Origin of the sequence: Kyrpidia sp. (assembly GCF_023512215.1) — a bacterium.
Lineage (GTDB): Bacteria > Bacillota > Bacilli > Kyrpidiales > Kyrpidiaceae > Kyrpidia > Kyrpidia spormannii.
This window is the reverse complement of sequence record NZ_JAILZZ010000056.1, coordinates 1-16,637: the sequence shown is the minus strand read 5'-3', so window position 1 is coordinate 16,637 and position 16,637 is coordinate 1. Positions and strand designations below refer to the sequence as shown.

Here is a 16,637-nt window from a genome sequence, read left to right as displayed (position 1 = left end):
GCTTGGCCAACGCTGCTTGACCCAGCCAACCACCTCCCGAAATCGCCGGAGTTGGCCCTGGCAAAACTCTGTGTACACACGGTCTGCGTTGCCAAAGTGAGAAAACACACCCGCCACGATGATGTTTCGAGCGCCTTCTAAGTCCTCGAGCAAGTCATGCAGAGCTTCCGGAGTGGTTCCCAGACGGCCCATGCCAGTATCTACTTTTATGTGAACGGCCAACCGTTGCGGAAGGTTCGTCTGCTCGATCTCCTGCAAGTGCTCGCGGTCGAGCAACGCCACCGCCAAGCGCTCCTGCAACTCCTGCTTCAGCTGGCCCGCCACCTCTTCCGAATTGCCCCGGAGAGAATAGCCTTCTTCCCGGTACAGGTCGTAAGGATACTGACTGGCGATGTGCCGCAAGGCGGTCTCGCTTTGAATTTCAACAAACTCCTCATACTTGTCGACGTCGAAGACCGCCTTCGCGGAATTCACCACCCGAAACACCACCACCGCCGCAATCTCGATGGGATTGCCGTCCACATCGTTCACCTTCAGTTTTGCACTGTTAAAATTCCGCACCCGAAGGGACAATCGCTTGCGGTTGGTAAACGGGATCGTCCACCAGAAACCCGCTTTTTTTGCGGTGCCGAGGTAACGTCCGAAAAAGATCAGCACCTTGGCTTCGTTGGGCTGAACGATAAAAAACCCGCTCACCACGAGGACCGCCATCACCGCAAGCACAATGCTCCAGAATGGGCCAGTGGGAAGAAGCAAAACCGCGCCGACGACAAGAATGATAAACGCCAGCAGTCCCAGAAATCCATTGAGCGCCCTTGTTTCCCGCTCTTCCACAACCTGTTCCTCCTTGGGTTTGATAATTCAATGATATCATGAAGATATCACCCTGGCAAATTCATGTTATGCCACTCCGCTGATGTCCTTCGCCACCCGAAAGATCTTATTGAGAACATTTTTCAGGACTTGTTATGCGTTTGTTAGGCTCTCGTCAGTCTTCTGTCAGGACAGCGGGCTAGAATGAGTAGCAGAAAGTAAAGGAGGGATCGGACGTGCAGAAAAACCGGTCATCCGGACGCGGCACCGTGCCGGCCGTCCTGGTGCTGGTCTCGGCCACCGCCTGGAGTTTTCTGGCCGGCGCCTGGCTGGTCCTGAAACATCCACAGTTGGCCGGGCAAATTGACTGGCTGATCGTCCGGGCCAGCGGCATCACCGCCTTTGCCCTGCTGACTGCCGTGGTGGGGATGGGACTGCTCATGGCGAATCCGAGGAATAAAACCCAGTGGCGTCTGACCCCCCGGCTCATGCCGTGGCACCGTTCACTCGCCATGGTCACCCTGAGCTTTCTGCTCACTCATTTGACCATGCTTTTGCTCGACCACCAATCGGGGTTCGGTTGGCGCGAACTGTTCGTGCCGATGGCCTCGGGGTACCGGCCCATCGCCGTAGCCTTTGGAATCGGCTCCTTCTACCTGTTGATCATCACTCTGGTCACCGCCCACATGCCGCGCCTTCTGCCAAAGGGCGGCTGGCTGCGGATCCACCGGATCGCCGCGGCCGCCTGGGTGGCGGCCTGGTTCCACGGAATTCTCGCCGGCACCGATACACCGACCATCGGCGGATTGTACCAGGTGAGCGGGTTTGTGCTCGTCGTCCTCTTGTTCTTGCGTTATTGGCCGGTGGCCGACCCCGTTCCAGCCGGACAGAAAAGGAGGAATGAATTGTGAACCCGCGCAATGTCATTGCCGTATTGAGCAGTGTGGTGCTTCTCGGCGGCGGTTGGTACGCCCTGCGCACCGCCCAGTCTATGGCCGATGCCCGGGTAAACGCCGGACAGCCCAGTGCAACCCCTTCAGCAGCGGGGTCAGCGGCCGGGCCCGCCCTCCAGTTCGATAGCACGGCACCGGGAGGAGTTTCGGCTTCCACCCCCGGGGTGGTTGATTCGAGCGGGTATAATCCCGGTGGAGCCACCGGGCCGGCCGTCACCCAGCCTCCGGTCACCGCACCGGCGGTGGACACCGTCACCGGGGCATCGGGACACAGAACCCGCAACGTTATCACAACCGGAACTTTCACCAGTGCCGGGACCGCCGGCAATAACGCCGCTGTCCAGACTCCACCTGCCGCCCAAGGGGTGACAGGGGCATCGGGAGGCGAGTCTCATGAACACGGGGAGGACCACGACGCCTATGAACACGGCGGCTCCCATGAATCGGAGCAAAACGATGACTGATCGGCGCGGACCTTCGATCTCGGACAAGAAGAGTATGGCCAATCCGGAAGGGACAAACCGACAAGTTGAGCCGCGAAAAGGCGGCACACGCCCTGACGGAGGGGGAAAGAACCGCCGGGACCGATCGGGGTTCATCGGCTTCGCAGCAGCCACGGCCTTTTTCACCGTCTTATTGGGCCGGATGGTCGCAGCGGGACCGGTGGCGGCCAATACTGACTGGAACGCCTCCGGTCAGGCGCCGTCCTCGGCAACGGTTCACGCGGGTTTGGCCCCCGGGCAATCCGGACCGGGGGAAGCGCCCTCAACCCCCGGCACGCCTACACCCGGTACCGGCGGAACCGGGATAGACCCCGGGACTCTTCCCCCCGGCCCGGACGGATCCGGAAGCGCGCCAGGCTTTGGGGGAGCAGGCGATCCATCGGTGTCGGGGAGCTCCGGTGGGGACGGGAGCTGGAACGCCCCCGGTGACAACGGTCAGGGAAGCAATCCCGGTTTTGTGCCCGATTACGGTCCCTCCCAGACTCCCCCCGGGTCTTATGGGCCACCTGCGTACGGCCCACCGGCAATGAGCCCTCCGGTGGACGGTATCACGGGCGCCAGTTAATCGCAGGAATGGAGGAGCGAGGATGGCCATTTATGAACACGCATTTCAATCCATGGCCTCGCCCATCCGCATCCGCCTCGATTTCCCGGGAAATCACCAACGGGAGTACGCTGAGGCCGCAACCGAAATTTGGGACATGGCAAAAAGCGAGTTTGCGTCCGTGGTGAAAGCTCTGTCCCGGTTCGATCCGGCCAGTGAACTTTCCCGACTCAACCGAAGTCCCGGGCAGTGGGTGGCCGTCTCCCCCCTGCTTCGGGAAGCCTTGCAGAAGGCCTGGGAAGCCTACGAATATACGGGCGGGGTCTTTGATCCCAGGATTTTGCGGTCTCTGGAAGCGCTGGGATACACAGGTGCGCCGGTCGCCCCCCTCTCAACCGGTGGGAGGCGGGACGGCACGGACAGTGTGCGGGGAGTCCCCACCAGTTTTGATTCGGACGGGGAAAAATTGCCGGAACCTTGGGCAGACCCCGCACCTTGGGTGGAATTTGACGGCGATCGGGTCCGGATCGAAGCACCCCTGGACCTCGGTGGTCTCGGGAAAAGCCTGGCCGTGGATCGGGTGCGCGAAGGTATTTTGAGCCACCCCGCAGCCAGGCAGATGAAGGGGTTTCTGGTCAATGCCGGCGGCGATCTTTATGCGTGGGGCACCCGGGAGGACGGGGAACATTGGCGGGTGGGAATCGAGGATCCCACCGCCCCCGCCACCATTTTGGCGGCCCTGGATCTGCCTCTATCCACAGCCGTCTGTACGTCCTCCATCGCCCGGCGCCGCTGGATTCACGACGGCCGCCCGGTGCACCATCTGATCGACCCCGCCACGGGGCAGCCGGCGGAGTCGCCCTATTTGAGCGTCACCTGCGCGTATCCGGACCCCATCACGGCAGAGATTATCACAAAGGTCTTATTTATACGGCCTGCGCAATCCTTGCGCATCTGGCCTTGGCCCGATTATATTTGGTGGGTGACGACGGATGTCCGGCTTCTCGCCACACCCTCTGGACAGCGGTGGGTCACCTGGAGCCGGTAAAGGAGAGAGAGTCGTTGAAGATTCTTCTGGTGGAAGACGATCCGCGAATCGCCGGACTCGTGGTCAAAGGCCTTGAGCGGGAACACATGGCCACCGATCACGCGCCGGACGCCCAAACCGCACAATTGATGGTGGAGATGAACCAGTACGACCTGTTCATCATCGACGTCGGGCTTCCCGGCTCCACGGACGGCTTTGCCTTGTGCGACATCCTCCGCCGAAGGGGATACGACGCACCCGTGTTATTTTTGACCGCCAGGGACAGCCTGGCGGATAAACTGACGGGATTTGACCGGGGTGGAGACGATTACTTGGTCAAGCCTTTCGCTTTTGCCGAACTGGTGGCGCGCATTCGGGCGTTGCTCAAACGGGCCAATCGCCCCCTCCAGCCTGAACGGCTAAAAGTAGGTGAATGGGAACTTGATCCAAAAACCCACACCTTTTCCATCGCCGGTCAAGAGGTGGAGTTGACCAGCAAAGAATTTCAGTTACTCGAACTGTTGATGCAATATCCTCGGTACACGTTGAGCAAGATCCAGATTTTAGAGCAGGTGTGGGGATTTGCCCCGGACGCGGTCACCAACGTGGTGGAGGTCACGATTGGGCGCTTGCGCCAAAAAATTGAAGGGTTTTACCGGGAACGCGGCATGCATCCCGGAGTAGTCATTCAAACAGTGCGGGGCGTCGGCTATCGCCTGGCGGATCGGTCATGACGGGCTTCACTCCCCAACCAACCCGGCGGAAACTGCGACAAACCGGGATCCAAGCGTATCTCAAAACGACCCGCTGGCGACTGACCGCCAGCTATGTGGGGATTTTGTTGGTCGTGGAACTCATTATCGGCCTCTTTGTCGGGGTGCTTTTGCACCATCAGGTGGTTCGGGACGTGGAACATGTCCTGCAAGACCATCTGCCGAAAGAGGAAAACCACGAATGGAACGAAGGTCACGACCATAAACACAATACAATACCGATGCCACCAATCGGAGACGACCGCCCGGCTTACGAAGTGGGCTACTACGTGGTCGCCGACAAGCGCTGGTACACGCCTTATACAAGTGGGGTGCTCCCTTATCAAGCCGGGGCCGACCGGGTTAGTGCGACTGGGAATCCGGAATTACAGCTGATCACAGCTTCAGACGGGACCCCTTTTTACGTGTACAGCATGCCCACCTTTCACGACGGCACCCTGACCTCGATACGCCAATCGGCCATGGACGCCACCTTGCCATTGGACGTCCTGCGGCATTTTAACATGCTGCTGACAACTTTTATCATTCTCGCTTCCGCAGCCGCTGTGATCGGTGGATACATTCTGGCCGGTCGGGCATTGCGCCCCATTGCCCAAATGGCCAAGCGACAGCAGTCTTTCACGGCGGACGCCTCCCACCAGTTGCGTACCCCGTTGACCGTGATCCGGACTACCGCGGAACTGGCCCTGGGGACGGACGATCCCGGGGAGTGGCGGGACGCGTTGGAGACCGCCGTGGCGGAAACACATCATATGTCCCGCACAGTCGAATCCCTGGCCACCCTGGCCAGGATGGACTACCAGGAGGGAGCGGTGAAACGCAGCCCCTTCTCGGTCCGGGATTTGGTGGAGGAAGTGGCGGCCCATATCGAGCCCGTGGCCAGGGAAAAAGGGGTAATTTTCCACGCCCCCGAGGTAGGCGAAGACCGTCTGGTCGGCGACCAACATCGCATTTGGCAACTTTTAACGGTCCTATTGGAAAATGCGATAAAATATACGCCGGAAGGTGGACATGTGTATTTTTCCTACCGCCAGAATGGTCCGGAGGCCGTTTTCACCGTGCGGGATACGGGCATCGGCATCGCCCGGGAGGAGTTGCCCCATATTTTTGACCGGTTTTATCGGGGTTCGGTCGTTCAAAAAGAACGAATCCCAGGTTCGGGCCTCGGCCTCTCCATTGCCAAAGAGATCGCCGAGCTCCACGAGGGCACGATCCATGTCGACAGCGAGGTCGGAGTGGGAACGACTTTCACGGTCAGCCTGCCGATCGCCGGGCAGAAGAAGTCTTCTTAGCCTGCAGGGCCTGAAGACAGCGTCGAATCATTGTCAGTGCCGGCCGCTTGCATTTTCGGTATAATCAATGCCGTACACAACTGATGGCTTGACAGTGGGGACGGGGGATTCCGGGCCGAAGAGCCAGAGGGATCACCCCGACTCTGCGCAAGGGTGGCAAGGGTACGAGAGGCAGGCGATGAATATGCATGAAGGAGTAGCCCGGTTTCAGAAAATCATGGAATCTATCGACCCCGGAATCCGGGTGGTGGAAATGGAGGTGAGCACCCGCACCGCAGCGGATGCGGCCCAAGCCCTTGGCGTAACCACAGCTCAAATTGCCAAAAGCATCGTTTTTTTGGCCGGAGAGGAACCGATCCTCGTCATCGCCGCGGGCGACCACCGGGTGGACCCAGAAAAACTCGCGGCCATCATGGGACGGCCCGTCAAATTGGCGGATCCGGCAACGGTCCTGGATCTCACTGGGTTTGAGATCGGCGGGGTACCACCCTTGGGGCACCGTTCACCCTTGCGCACCATCATCGACGAGGACCTGTTTCATCACGAAATTGTTTATGCCGCGGCGGGTAGTCCGCGGGCGATCTTTGCCTGCCATCCCGGATCTTTGGTGAACTGGACGGACGGATTGGTGGCCAAGGTCAAGGAGACATGATGCCGTGGCCGAGTCGGGCACACGGGGCTCCACAGCTCCGAACCATGATGCCCGCCAACCCGGGCCATGTTCAGTTCATCCTGCGCCCGACTCCGGCATCAACAGCCCTTCCAGGAGCCGCCGCGGCACCCCCATCGCCCCATCTCTTTAATCGGCCTGATGCCAAGCTTTCCAGACCCCTTCCACCCGGGCCAGAACATCCTTGTACAGCTGCTCGGCGGAATCGGCGATGAGAATGTCGCCGTCCACAAAGGCATAGGGATACTCAGCACAGAGTTCACACTGGCTGAGACACGAATGGAGAATTACCGAAGTGCCGGGATATTTTCTTTCCAACTCCTCCCAATCCAACGTCGCCGCAGGATTGATGTCACATACCTCCACGATCACCACCATGACCCATCCCTCTTTTGTTTCAGTCCACAGCTTCTTTTTCCCATCGCCCCTCCCGCAGGGCCAGCCAAAGATACTGAGACACATAACTTCGCCACCCGGCAAACATCCTGCCAAACTCCCGCAACTCCGCCTCGGTGGCATTGCGACCCAAGCCCAGCAGTTTCCCCAGTGCCCGCCGCAACCCAATATCTGCGGCAGGCAAGACATCGGGATGCCGGAACACAAACAGCAGAAAACATTCCGCCGACCACCGCCCCACTCCTTTTACTTGAGTCAGGTGCGCAATGGCCTCTTCGGCCTCCATGCCCTCATACACGGAGGTGTCCCAACCGTTTACGATCCGCCGGGCCAAAGAAATCAGATAGCTTGCCTTCTGCCTGCTGAATTGAAAAGGTCGCAGATCTTCTGGCTCCAAGCCCGCAATTCGCTCCGGAGACGGGAACACCCGGTACACCGCTTCGCCGACCTGGAGAGTATCGCCAAATTTCTCTACCAACGTCCGTTTGAGCTTCGCGGCAAAGGTGACGTTGACCTGTTGCCCAACGATGACCCAACACATGCCCTGAAATGGGTCAGCCATGCATACAGGTTTGAAACCTCGATACAACTGGTGAACAGGTTCCAGCGGTGAACCGGCAACCGCATTGTCGAAGCCGCGAATGTCCGCTTCGAATTGAAACATCCGATCGGCCACTTCCACCGGGCCGCGTACCCACACCCCGCGGGTCGGGGATTGCGATTCCCGGATACCGGAAAGCGGTGCCGGCTCTACTGGCGACGAGGTCTTTACCGACTTCGGAGACTTCACAGAAACGTCGCCAACCGAACCCTCGCCATCGACGCGAACCTCCACAAAGGTTGGGCGATCTCGCCAGCGAACGGCCGTGGCACAACCTCCCGCGTCCACCCGCTCCACAAAGGCCCCGGGGTGGGTGGACAAATATGCTAACTGGAGTTCAAATCGGTGTTCCGGCGACGTGCGAACCCAGGTCGGCTGCCCCGCGTCCCCCTGTCTTGATCTCTCCACATTCTCACCCACCTCTCGCACTCCCGTTTCCCGCGTCACCCCTGGCATTCCGGGCCCTGTCGCGCTATGATGAAGAAGGCCGTTCCAATGCGGCGCCAACCCTTACTGTGCCGGGTGCCGCACCCAAGCAAAATTCCATGGGATAGAAGGATATCCAATGACCTGTGTCACCAAGCGTTTCTTCCAATATGATTCACGCCTGGAGGTCGAGGTCCCATCTCTGGATCGGGACTGGGACGAATACCCTTCCGACCTGCAAGAGGCCGTGATTGTCCACTGGGAGCGAATCCGGGCTGGGATCCCCGATGTCATCGCCCGTTTCGAGAAAGTCATCGCCACTCTCCAAGAGCGCGCAGCCGTAGAGGACGACTGGGATCAGGTCTGTAAACTGTACTGGGAGATTGCCGATTATGCCAGTCGCATCAACGATCTCAACATTCTTTACCGATCGGACCCGGAGTTGACCAGTCCCGGCAACAGCTCGACCCAGACCGAAGCAAAAACACGATGAATCCATCGGCCTCCACAGCTCAGGATCCCCGCATTTGTAAAGTGTACATGAACGCATGAAAGACCGGGAGAGGCAACCGCCATTTGCGCCCTCCTCTCCCGGTCCCGAATTTCACAACCAGGCCCTTTGGATCTCGGGCAAGTCCCGCACGGCGTGGACCGCCACTGGCCTTGACCCTAGGCCTCACAATGCAACGCGCGATCTACCGCACCAGCTTCTCTCCCCATTAAGCCACCTTCACCCTTTTGAGCCTCAGGGCATTCAGCACCACGGATACCGAACTAAAAGCCATGGCGGCACCGGCCACCCACGGCGCGAGAAGTCCGGCCGCCGCTACCGGGATGCCCACAGTATTGTAGGCAAGGGCCCAGAACAGGTTTTGGCGGATGTTGCGCATCGTTTTCCGGCTCAATTCCACGGCCCGGGCCACACCCGTAACATCGCCGCCTACCAGAGTAATGTCCGCCGTCTCGATGGCCACATCGGTCCCCGTGCCCATGGCAATGCCGAGATCTGCCGCCGCCAGGGCAGGCGCATCATTGATCCCGTCCCCCACCATGGCAACGACCTTGCCCTGGTTGCGCAGCGCCTTCACCCGGTCCGCTTTACCTTGGGGGAGGACTTCCGCCCAGACTTCGTCGATCCCCACCTGCCGGGCCACCGCTTCGGCCGTCCGCCGGTTGTCCCCGGTAGCCATGACCACCTGGACGCCAAGATCTTTCAGTCGGCGAACCGCTTCGGCCGCCCTTTCCTTGACAGTATCCGCCACGGCGAGCACACCGGCAACTTTTCCGTCGATACCGACGAACATCGCCGTTTTTCCAAGCCCCTCCAATTCCTGGGCGGCACCTTCCACCGCCGAGATCTCAATCCCTTCCTGGCGGAGAAGCGCCCGGGTGCCGACCAGGACCTTATGCCCCGCAACGACCGCCCGAACCCCGTATCCCGGAACCGCCTCAAAGGAGTCCGCCGACTCAGTGGTCATGCCGCGTTCCATCGCGCCCCGAACAATCGCCTGGGCCAAGGGATGTTCCGACGGCCCCTCCGCGGAGGCCGCCAATCGCAGCAGCTCCGCTTCGTCTCCGTTCTTGACCACGATATCGGTCAGAGCCGGCTTGCCGGTGGTCAGTGTCCCCGTCTTATCGAGAATCACAGCGTTGATTTTCTGGGCCCGCTCCAAATGTTCCCCACCTCGGAACAGGATCCCCAACTCTGCCGCCTTCCCGGTCCCGACCATGATCGACGTGGGCGTCGCGAGGCCCAGGGCGCACGGGCAAGCAATCACCAACACCGCAATCCCGTTCTCCAAAGCCCGGGTAAAGTTGCCCGGATCAATCAGCCCGAACCATAAAAGAAAGACAACCACGGCAATGCCCACCACGACGGGTACGAAAACTCCCGAAATCGTATCGGCAATCCGCTGGATTGGCGCCTTCGTCCCTTGAGCCTCTTCCACGGCCCGGACGATCTGGGCGAGGGCGGTTTCTTTCCCCACCTTCACGGCCTCGATCAACAACGTGCCGTTCCCGTTGACCGTCGCCCCGATCACCGCGTCGCCCGGCTTCTTATCCACCGGTACACTCTCACCGGTCAGCATCGATTCATCTACCGTGGACAGTCCTTCCAGCACCCGTCCGTCCACCGGGATCTTTTCGCCGGGGCGCACCCGCAGCCAATCACCGGGAACCACCGCGTCGACCGGCACCTGTTCTTCCTGGCCATCCCGAACCCGGGTCGCCGTCTTTGCCTGCATGCCCATCAAATGGCGGATCGCTTCCGATGTCCGGCCTTTCGCCGCTGACTCCAGCCACTTGCCTACGAGGATCAGCGTGATCAGGATAGCGCTGGTTTCATAATACAGGTCGGGATAATGACCCGTCGCCCCCGCGGCCACCCAGCGCAACGTCCCCCACAGGCTGTAAAAATATGCCGCCGATGTGCCCAGGGCCACGAGGACGTCCATATTGGCGCTTCCGTTGCGCAACGACTTGTACGCTCCGCGATAAAAAACCCATCCGATCAAAAATTGCACCGGCGTTGCCAAAGCAAATTGAAACCAAGGGTTCATGAGCAGCCCGGGCACAGGAATGCCGTGCAGCCCCGGGATATGCCCCACCATCGTGTAGAGAAGGGGCAACGATAGCAAGGTGGAGATCAGAAGACGATTGCGCTTCTCCACCGCCTCCTTACGGCGAAGATCGTCGGCCGCTGCATCTTGTTCCTCGTGCACCTTGGCATCGTAACCAAGGTCCCGAACCTTTTTTATGATATCGTCGATTTCGACGGCCCCCGGGTAATAGGTCAACGTTGCCCTTTCCAAGGCGAAATTCACCGTCGCCTCCACACCGGGCAGTTTATTCAGGCCCTTCTCAATGCGATTGGCGCAGGCCGCACAGGTCATGCCGGACAAATCCAGCTCCAAGCGCTGTTTGGCCACTTTGTAACCGAGGCTTCTGACTTTGTCCTCTATATCTTTCACCGACACCTGCCGCGGATCGAACTCCACCGTGGCCTTTTCCAGGGCGAGGTTGACAAATGCCTCCTCGATACCCGGCAGTTTACTCAGCCCCTTTTCAATCCGATTGGCGCAGGTCGCACAGGTCATCCCCTGAATGGCCAGAGTAACCTTCGTCCGATCGGGCCGGCGCTTCTCCGCAGAGCCCGATGCCGCGTGTTCCTTTATCTCTGTGGCCACGGCCACTCGCCTCCTTATCGACGTGAGAACTATACCCCCGTACCGTATATGTACTACAACGGGCCATGTCCGTCAACCGGCGCTACGCCCCGTTTTGTCGACGCCAAGCTGCTCCCCACCGGTTACGTCTGAATGCCGCCACTATTCGCCGAGATGCCCCGCTATCGAGAGTCACTCTCAAAAGTGGAGCTGAAGTTGCACCGATTCCGTGGTTTTTTCGCCGCCCTCCCCTATTCCTTCGGAGCCATACCCCCCGGGCTCGTCCGATTGATCCGCAGCCAGAGAAGATCTCATCCCGTCTTTCTCCGCCGCCTCCCGGTAAAACGGGATCCCCATCCGGCGAATCCAGGCGTGAGCCCGGGCCAAGGTTTTCGCCGCAAAAGCTGCCGGCGGGTTTGTGCGCCGATACAGTTCCTCATATAAGGGAACCAGTTCCGGGTAGTGGGCCTGAATCGTTCTCATATACCATTGTTTCACATCTGGAGCCAAACGCAACATAGAGGCCACTGCAAACTGGGCGTCATGTTTCTTCGCCGCGCGCAACACCGATGCCATCACTTCATCGCTATCGGTGAGCCCCGGCAGGATCGGTGCCAGGAAAATGCCCGCACGGATTCCCTGTCCCACGAGAGTTGCCACCGCCTCCAGGCGCTTCAAGGGAGATGGGCTCTCCGGCTCCAAGCGGCGCCACAACACCGGATCAAGGGTGTTGATGCTCATGTGAATCGCCCGGACCCTCGCCCTCACCAAAACATCGAGATCCCGAAGGATCAGCGGAGACCGGGTGGTCAGCGTGAACGGTACGCCATACTTCGCCAAAACCTCCAGGCAGCCCCGGGTGATCTTCATCTTGGCCTCGGCGGGCTGATAGGGGTCAGTGGCCGTCCCCACGGTCACCAGGCCTAATCCGCGAAGCGCCCTCTCCCCGCCCTTCCGCACCATCTCGGCCAACTGCCTATCCAAGGCCGCCGCGGCATTCTCCTTCACAAGAATGTGGCTCTGGAACGTATCATCGGCGTCCATCCCCAGATACGTATGAGTGGCCCGGGCATAACAATAGGAACAGCCGTGGGAACATCCCCGATACGGATTGATCGACCACGAAAATGGCATGTACGCCGACCGCACCCGGTTCAACGTTTGCTTCGTCACAACTCGCTCCAGGGTCCGACGCCCCATTGCCACACCAACTCTCAAACATTTGTTCGTTTTCACTTTACCATAATGTCCGCTCAAAAGCAAGGGCTGTCCGCCCAGATCCAAGACAATTTGTCTTAAAAGACTGTGCCGTACGGATCCCCCGGCTTTAATCCACATATGAATCATCCAGAAAGGAGGGTATGCACGAATGCATGCCGCTTCCCGGCCACGTCTGAACACCGAGCCTAAATCGCGCCTATTTTAATTCCGAAAACTACGCCTGGTTTCGGTATGATTTTTGCTAAAGTTCACTGGGTGGCGGGCGAAAGGGACCGACAAAAATACCCCAGCCTTTTGCGGAGGTGACGGAAAATTGAATGACCAAACCCGTTTGCAGACGTCAAGTCTGTCGGATGAAGACGCCAAAGATCTCGAACAACTCGGGTATCGCCAGGAACTGAGCCGCAATTTGTCTCTTTTCTCCAATTTCGCCATCGCCTTTTCCTTTATCTCGGCCACCACCGGCATCTTCAGCCTCTTCGGATATGGCCTGACCACCGGAGGGCCGGCGTTTATTTGGAGTTGGCCCATCGTGTTCATCGGTCAGTTGCTGGTGGCCCTGGCCATGGCTGAGGTGGCCTCCCACTATCCCATTGCCGGGTCGATTTACCAGTGGGGAAAACATTTGGTTGGGGAAGGCTATGGATGGATCGCCGGGTGGATCTATCTTGTCGCGTTGTTGGCCACGGTGGCGGCGGTGGATTTCGGCGGCGCTCCGTATGTCGCCCAATTGCTGGGATTGCCCGCCTCCAGCCACGGGGTGTTGGTGGCGGTGACGGCGGGCATGGTCATCCTGCAGACGATCATCAACATCCTTGGCGTGAGACTGATCGCAATCATCAATAACATCGGCATGTTTGCGGAAGTGGTGGCCATGATCGTCCTGGCCGGCGCTCTCTTTGCCGCAGGTGTCCACCACCCGGTGTCCTTTGTCTTCGAAACCGCGGGAACGGGCGCAGGGGGCAGCTACTTGCCGGTGTTTCTCGCCGCCATGCTCACCTCGATGTGGGTGCTATATGGTTTTGATTCTGCCGGCAGTTTGGCGGAGGAGGTGAAACATCCGAGGCTCGCGGTCCCGAAGGCGATCCTGTCCGCCCTCGGCCTCACCTTCGTCATTGGGGCGGCCGCTCTGCTGGCCTTCATCCTGGGCATCCCAGACCTCCAGACAGCCATGAAATCCGACGTGCCGCTCACCTATATTTTGCAGAGTGACCTGGGCGACACCGTAGCCAACGGCTTTATCATCATCGCCGCTCTGGCGATCTTTGTCTGCGGCACGGCGGTTCAGGCCACGGTGTCCCGACTGCTGTTTTCTCTGGGTCGGGACCGCAAAATCCCCGGCTCCAAGCTCTGGGTTCACTTGGCCCAACCCTACGAAACGCCGGCGGCCGCCCTCATTTTCAGCGGCGCCGTGACGATTCTGCTCAGCCTGTCGGCCTCGGCGGAGGCGTACATCGTGAATGTTTGTGTCGTTGGGATCTACCTGGCCTACCTGAGCGTCCCCCTGGGAGGCCTGATCGCCAAAGCCCGGGGCTGGAAATCCAACACATCCCCGTGGAATCTCGGCAGCTGGAGTCTGCCGGTTCACCTCCTCGCCGCCTGCTGGGGCATCTTCGCCATCATCAATCTCTGCTGGCCCCGGTCTCCGGACAGCCCGTGGTACGTCAACTATTCCGTGCCCCTGCTCGCGGCCGTCGTCCTGGTGATCGGTGGGCTTTACTACCAGTTTGCCGTGCGCCCCCGGGCACTGGTGATGGATGGTATTGAGGCGGCTTCCCAAGAAACCGATGCGGACTAATCCGGGGTTCCCGGGCCCTTGGCGGGCCCGGGGTTAATTTTACCCGCACAATCAAGGCAAAATGCGATTACTGTTCGTGTACGGCGTGGGCAGAGGACCGGGAGAAATCCTGCCCGCATTTTTAGAGCGGCGGGAGAATCCGTCCTCTACCCCAGTACAGGCTGGAACGGTTCAAGCCCAGAAGCTTGGCCTGAACGGAGAGCGGGAGTTCACGTTCTTGGAAGTCGATGAGAGCCAGCCTGTCCTCTCGACTGAGCGAGGCGAGATTTTTTTTCCAACCAAGACAATTGTGTGCTCAGGCGACCGACCTCCGCATACAATTCTTGGATCTTGTCTTCATATTCTGAACGAATTTTGGCCAGCTGTTTATTCTCAGGTTCAAACGCTCGTGGCCAGTTTTCCAAGGCGAGATCCCGCCACTGGCGGAGTTGATTGACGTGAACACCGTACTCGGATGCCAACTGAGATAACGTCTTTTCCTCTTTGAGAATTTCCAGGACAACTTTGGTTTTGAAGTCAGTATCATACTTTTTTCTCGGCATGGGCCTACTTTAAAATCTCCCTTCTTGTTGTCCAGTTTCTTGGGTCCATTATAGTTTGGAATGGCGACCCCCATCGTTCGTAGCGTGCCTATGAGGAATGGAAACCAACCAATACGAAGATCAGGACCTTTTTGGCTATGCGTTCGTTCGTAGCGTGCCTATGAGGAATGGAAACAGCAATGCCAGGTTTGCACTCATGTCAGACGGCCTCCTTGTTCGTAGCGTGCCTATGAGGAATGGAAACTCTCATCGGCCATCGGAGACGATAGCGCATCTCCAAGTTCGTAGCGTGCCTATGAGGAATGGAAACTCCTCCACCGCAATCACCTCCCGAGCAACCGCAACACGCGTTCGTAGCGTGCCTATGAGGAATGGAAACGCGTCACCTGGACCACGCCGGCCGCCACGTTCTGGCGGAGTTCGTAGCGTGCCTATGAGGAATGGAAACCAGAGAGCACCGCCTGGCTTATGAACCATAACCTGGGTTCGTAGCGTGCCTATGAGGAATGGAAACCCCAGCCCGGGCACTCCCTGGGCACTGCACAGGCCGTTCGTAGCGTGCCTATGAGGAATGGAAACCGAAAGGCAGAAGGTTCTTTCTTTCGCAGATCACGTAGTTCGTAGCGTGCCTATGAGGAATGGAAACTCCGAAACGGGAGGAACCCACATCTACAGAGATGCTGCCGTTCGTAGCGTGCCTATGAGGAATGGAAACTCATGGCATCCGCGGCGTCTTTCGCCGACGTTCCAGGCAGTTCGTAGCGTGCCTATGAGGAATGGAAACAATTATAACTACAAATACGCCGCGCCCACATCGCAAAGTTCGTAGCGTGCCTATGAGGAATGGAAACTTCGCGGGGTGACGCCATAATGGCCGATTTCAACGGTTCGTAGCGTGCCTATGAGGAATGGAAACAGAACGGGAAAGAGGAGCAGGTGATCGAGGCCATCGACGTTCGTAGCGTGCCTATGAGGAATGGAAACAATTCTTCGAGCAGGAGGCCAAGAAACTGGCGAAGATCGTTCGTAGCGTGCCTATGAGGAATGGAAACAATTGCTGGCTAGAAAGTATTTAAACGTACAGGCTGATTGTTCGTAGCGTGCCTATGAGGAATGGAAACCGGTTGAATCCGAAAAAGCCCGTCATTCCGGCGTTTTTCGTTCGTAGCGTGCCTATGAGGAATGGAAACCCGGTGGCGGCGTTGGCTCGGGTTCCGGTTCAGGCGTTCGTAGCGTGCCTATGAGGAATGGAAACCGATGTGATACCATGAAACCATCAAAGATGATCCCCCGTTCGTAGCGTGCCTATGAGGAATGGAAACGAAAAGAAGAGGAAATGTTAAAACGCATCATTTTCAACGGTTCGTAGCGTGCCTATGAGGAATGGAAACTTGTGTACGTTTTCGATTCCCCCCGGGCCAGCCTGGGTTCGTAGCGTGCCTATGAGGAATGGAAACCATATTGGAGAAACATCATTACGCTAATAGTGTTTCCACGTTCGTAGCGTGCCTATGAGGAATGGAAACTTCGCAGGGTTTCGATGGCTATTTTTTGGTGCTCCATCGGTTCGTAGCGTGCCTATGAGGAATGGAAACCAGAACGCCAGCCGACAGCCGGGAATTATTTCCTGCGTTCGTAGCGTGCCTATGAGGAATGGAAACTCCGCCGTTTGGCCCGAATTGTTATCTTGTCGCATGTTCGTAGCGTGCCTATGAGGAATGGAAACCCGACCAAAACGAAGTATGACGGCAATTCGTTCAACATCGTTCGTAGCGTGCCTATGAGGAATGGAAACGTCGGGAGAGGTCCATTACGGCACTTTCACCTCCGTGTTCGTAGCGTGCCTATGAGGAATGGAAACAGAAATTCGGACCCCTCTTAGACCGCCGGACGGTATTTGGTTGGTAGCGT

General features: G+C 58.5%; 13 protein-coding genes, 1 pseudogene and 1 CRISPR repeat array. Of the genes and pseudogenes, 8 read left to right on the top strand and 6 right to left on the bottom strand.

Annotation, left to right across the window (positions count from 1 at the left end; translation table 11 throughout):
* A partial coding sequence (locus K6T64_RS14470; RefSeq protein ID WP_288010796.1) for an alanine racemase occupies positions 1-834 on the bottom strand: 834 nt, incomplete at its 3' end.
* Positions 835-1,049: 215 nt separating this feature from the next.
* Here K6T64_RS14470 and K6T64_RS14465 point away from each other — a divergent pair.
* The 6 genes from K6T64_RS14465 to K6T64_RS14440 all read left to right on the top strand — a co-directional run bounded on the left by K6T64_RS14465 (position 1,050) and on the right by K6T64_RS14440 (position 6,557).
* Positions 1,050-1,724, top strand: a complete 675-nt coding sequence (locus K6T64_RS14465; protein WP_100668543.1) for a ferric reductase-like transmembrane domain-containing protein — start codon at positions 1,050-1,052, stop codon at positions 1,722-1,724.
* Entirely contained in the window at positions 1,721-2,230 is a 510-nt protein-coding gene (locus K6T64_RS14460; RefSeq protein WP_100668544.1) for a RodZ family helix-turn-helix domain-containing protein, read from the top strand. Before K6T64_RS14465 ends, K6T64_RS14460 begins: the two co-directional genes overlap by 4 nt.
* 626 nt (positions 2,231-2,856) lie before the next feature.
* Entirely contained in the window at positions 2,857-3,861 is a 1,005-nt protein-coding gene (locus K6T64_RS14455) for an FAD:protein FMN transferase (protein ID WP_288010795.1), read from the top strand.
* Between the two features lie 14 nt (positions 3,862-3,875).
* A complete protein-coding gene (locus K6T64_RS14450) occupies positions 3,876-4,574 on the top strand; it encodes a response regulator transcription factor (RefSeq protein WP_170086303.1) in 699 nt (232 codons plus the stop codon).
* Positions 4,571-5,905, top strand: coding sequence for a sensor histidine kinase (locus K6T64_RS14445; RefSeq protein ID WP_170099749.1), 1,335 nt, complete (start codon positions 4,571-4,573; stop codon positions 5,903-5,905). Before K6T64_RS14450 ends, K6T64_RS14445 begins: the two co-directional genes overlap by 4 nt.
* Positions 5,906-6,083: 178 nt before the next feature.
* Positions 6,084-6,557, top strand: a complete 474-nt coding sequence (locus K6T64_RS14440) for a YbaK/EbsC family protein (protein ID WP_288010794.1) — start codon at positions 6,084-6,086, stop codon at positions 6,555-6,557.
* A 147-nt stretch (positions 6,558-6,704) separates the two neighbouring features.
* Here the strand turns inward: K6T64_RS14440 and K6T64_RS14435 are convergent, their stop codons facing one another.
* Positions 6,705-6,953, bottom strand: coding sequence for a YuzB family protein (locus K6T64_RS14435; protein ID WP_288010793.1), 249 nt, complete (start codon positions 6,951-6,953; stop codon positions 6,705-6,707).
* Between the two features lie 19 nt (positions 6,954-6,972).
* Positions 6,973-7,980: a DNA-3-methyladenine glycosylase family protein gene (locus tag K6T64_RS14430; RefSeq protein ID WP_288010792.1), complete on the bottom strand. Its 1,008-nt coding sequence runs from the start codon at positions 7,978-7,980 to the stop codon at positions 6,973-6,975.
* 157 nt (positions 7,981-8,137) lie between these two features.
* Here K6T64_RS14430 and K6T64_RS14425 point away from each other — a divergent pair, with 157 nt between their 5' ends.
* Positions 8,138-8,491, top strand: coding sequence for a hypothetical protein (locus tag K6T64_RS14425; RefSeq protein ID WP_288010791.1), 354 nt, complete (start codon positions 8,138-8,140; stop codon positions 8,489-8,491).
* 226 nt (positions 8,492-8,717) lie between these two features.
* On the opposite strand, the gene K6T64_RS14420 is transcribed toward K6T64_RS14425, so the two are convergent.
* Together K6T64_RS14420 and K6T64_RS14415 are read right to left on the bottom strand one after the other, a co-directional pair.
* Positions 8,718-11,186, bottom strand: coding sequence for a heavy metal translocating P-type ATPase (locus K6T64_RS14420; protein ID WP_288010790.1), 2,469 nt, complete (start codon positions 11,184-11,186; stop codon positions 8,718-8,720).
* Positions 11,187-11,363: 177 nt separating this feature from the next.
* A complete protein-coding gene (locus K6T64_RS14415; RefSeq protein ID WP_288010789.1) occupies positions 11,364-12,503 on the bottom strand; it encodes an SPL family radical SAM protein in 1,140 nt (379 codons plus the stop codon).
* A 196-nt stretch (positions 12,504-12,699) separates the two neighbouring features.
* On the opposite strand from K6T64_RS14415, the gene K6T64_RS14410 reads away from it, so the two are divergent.
* Positions 12,700-14,184, top strand: a complete 1,485-nt coding sequence (locus tag K6T64_RS14410) for an APC family permease (RefSeq protein ID WP_288010788.1) — start codon at positions 12,700-12,702, stop codon at positions 14,182-14,184.
* A gap of 151 nt (positions 14,185-14,335) precedes the next feature.
* Here the strand turns inward: K6T64_RS14410 and K6T64_RS14405 are convergent.
* Positions 14,336-14,726, bottom strand: a pseudogene (locus K6T64_RS14405) (transposase); the annotation flags it as partial.
* 75 nt (positions 14,727-14,801) lie between these two features.
* Positions 14,802-16,587: direct repeats of the CRISPR family, unit length 30 nt; unit sequence GTTCGTAGCGTGCCTATGAGGAATGGAAAC.
* Positions 16,588-16,637: the final 50 nt, after the last annotated feature.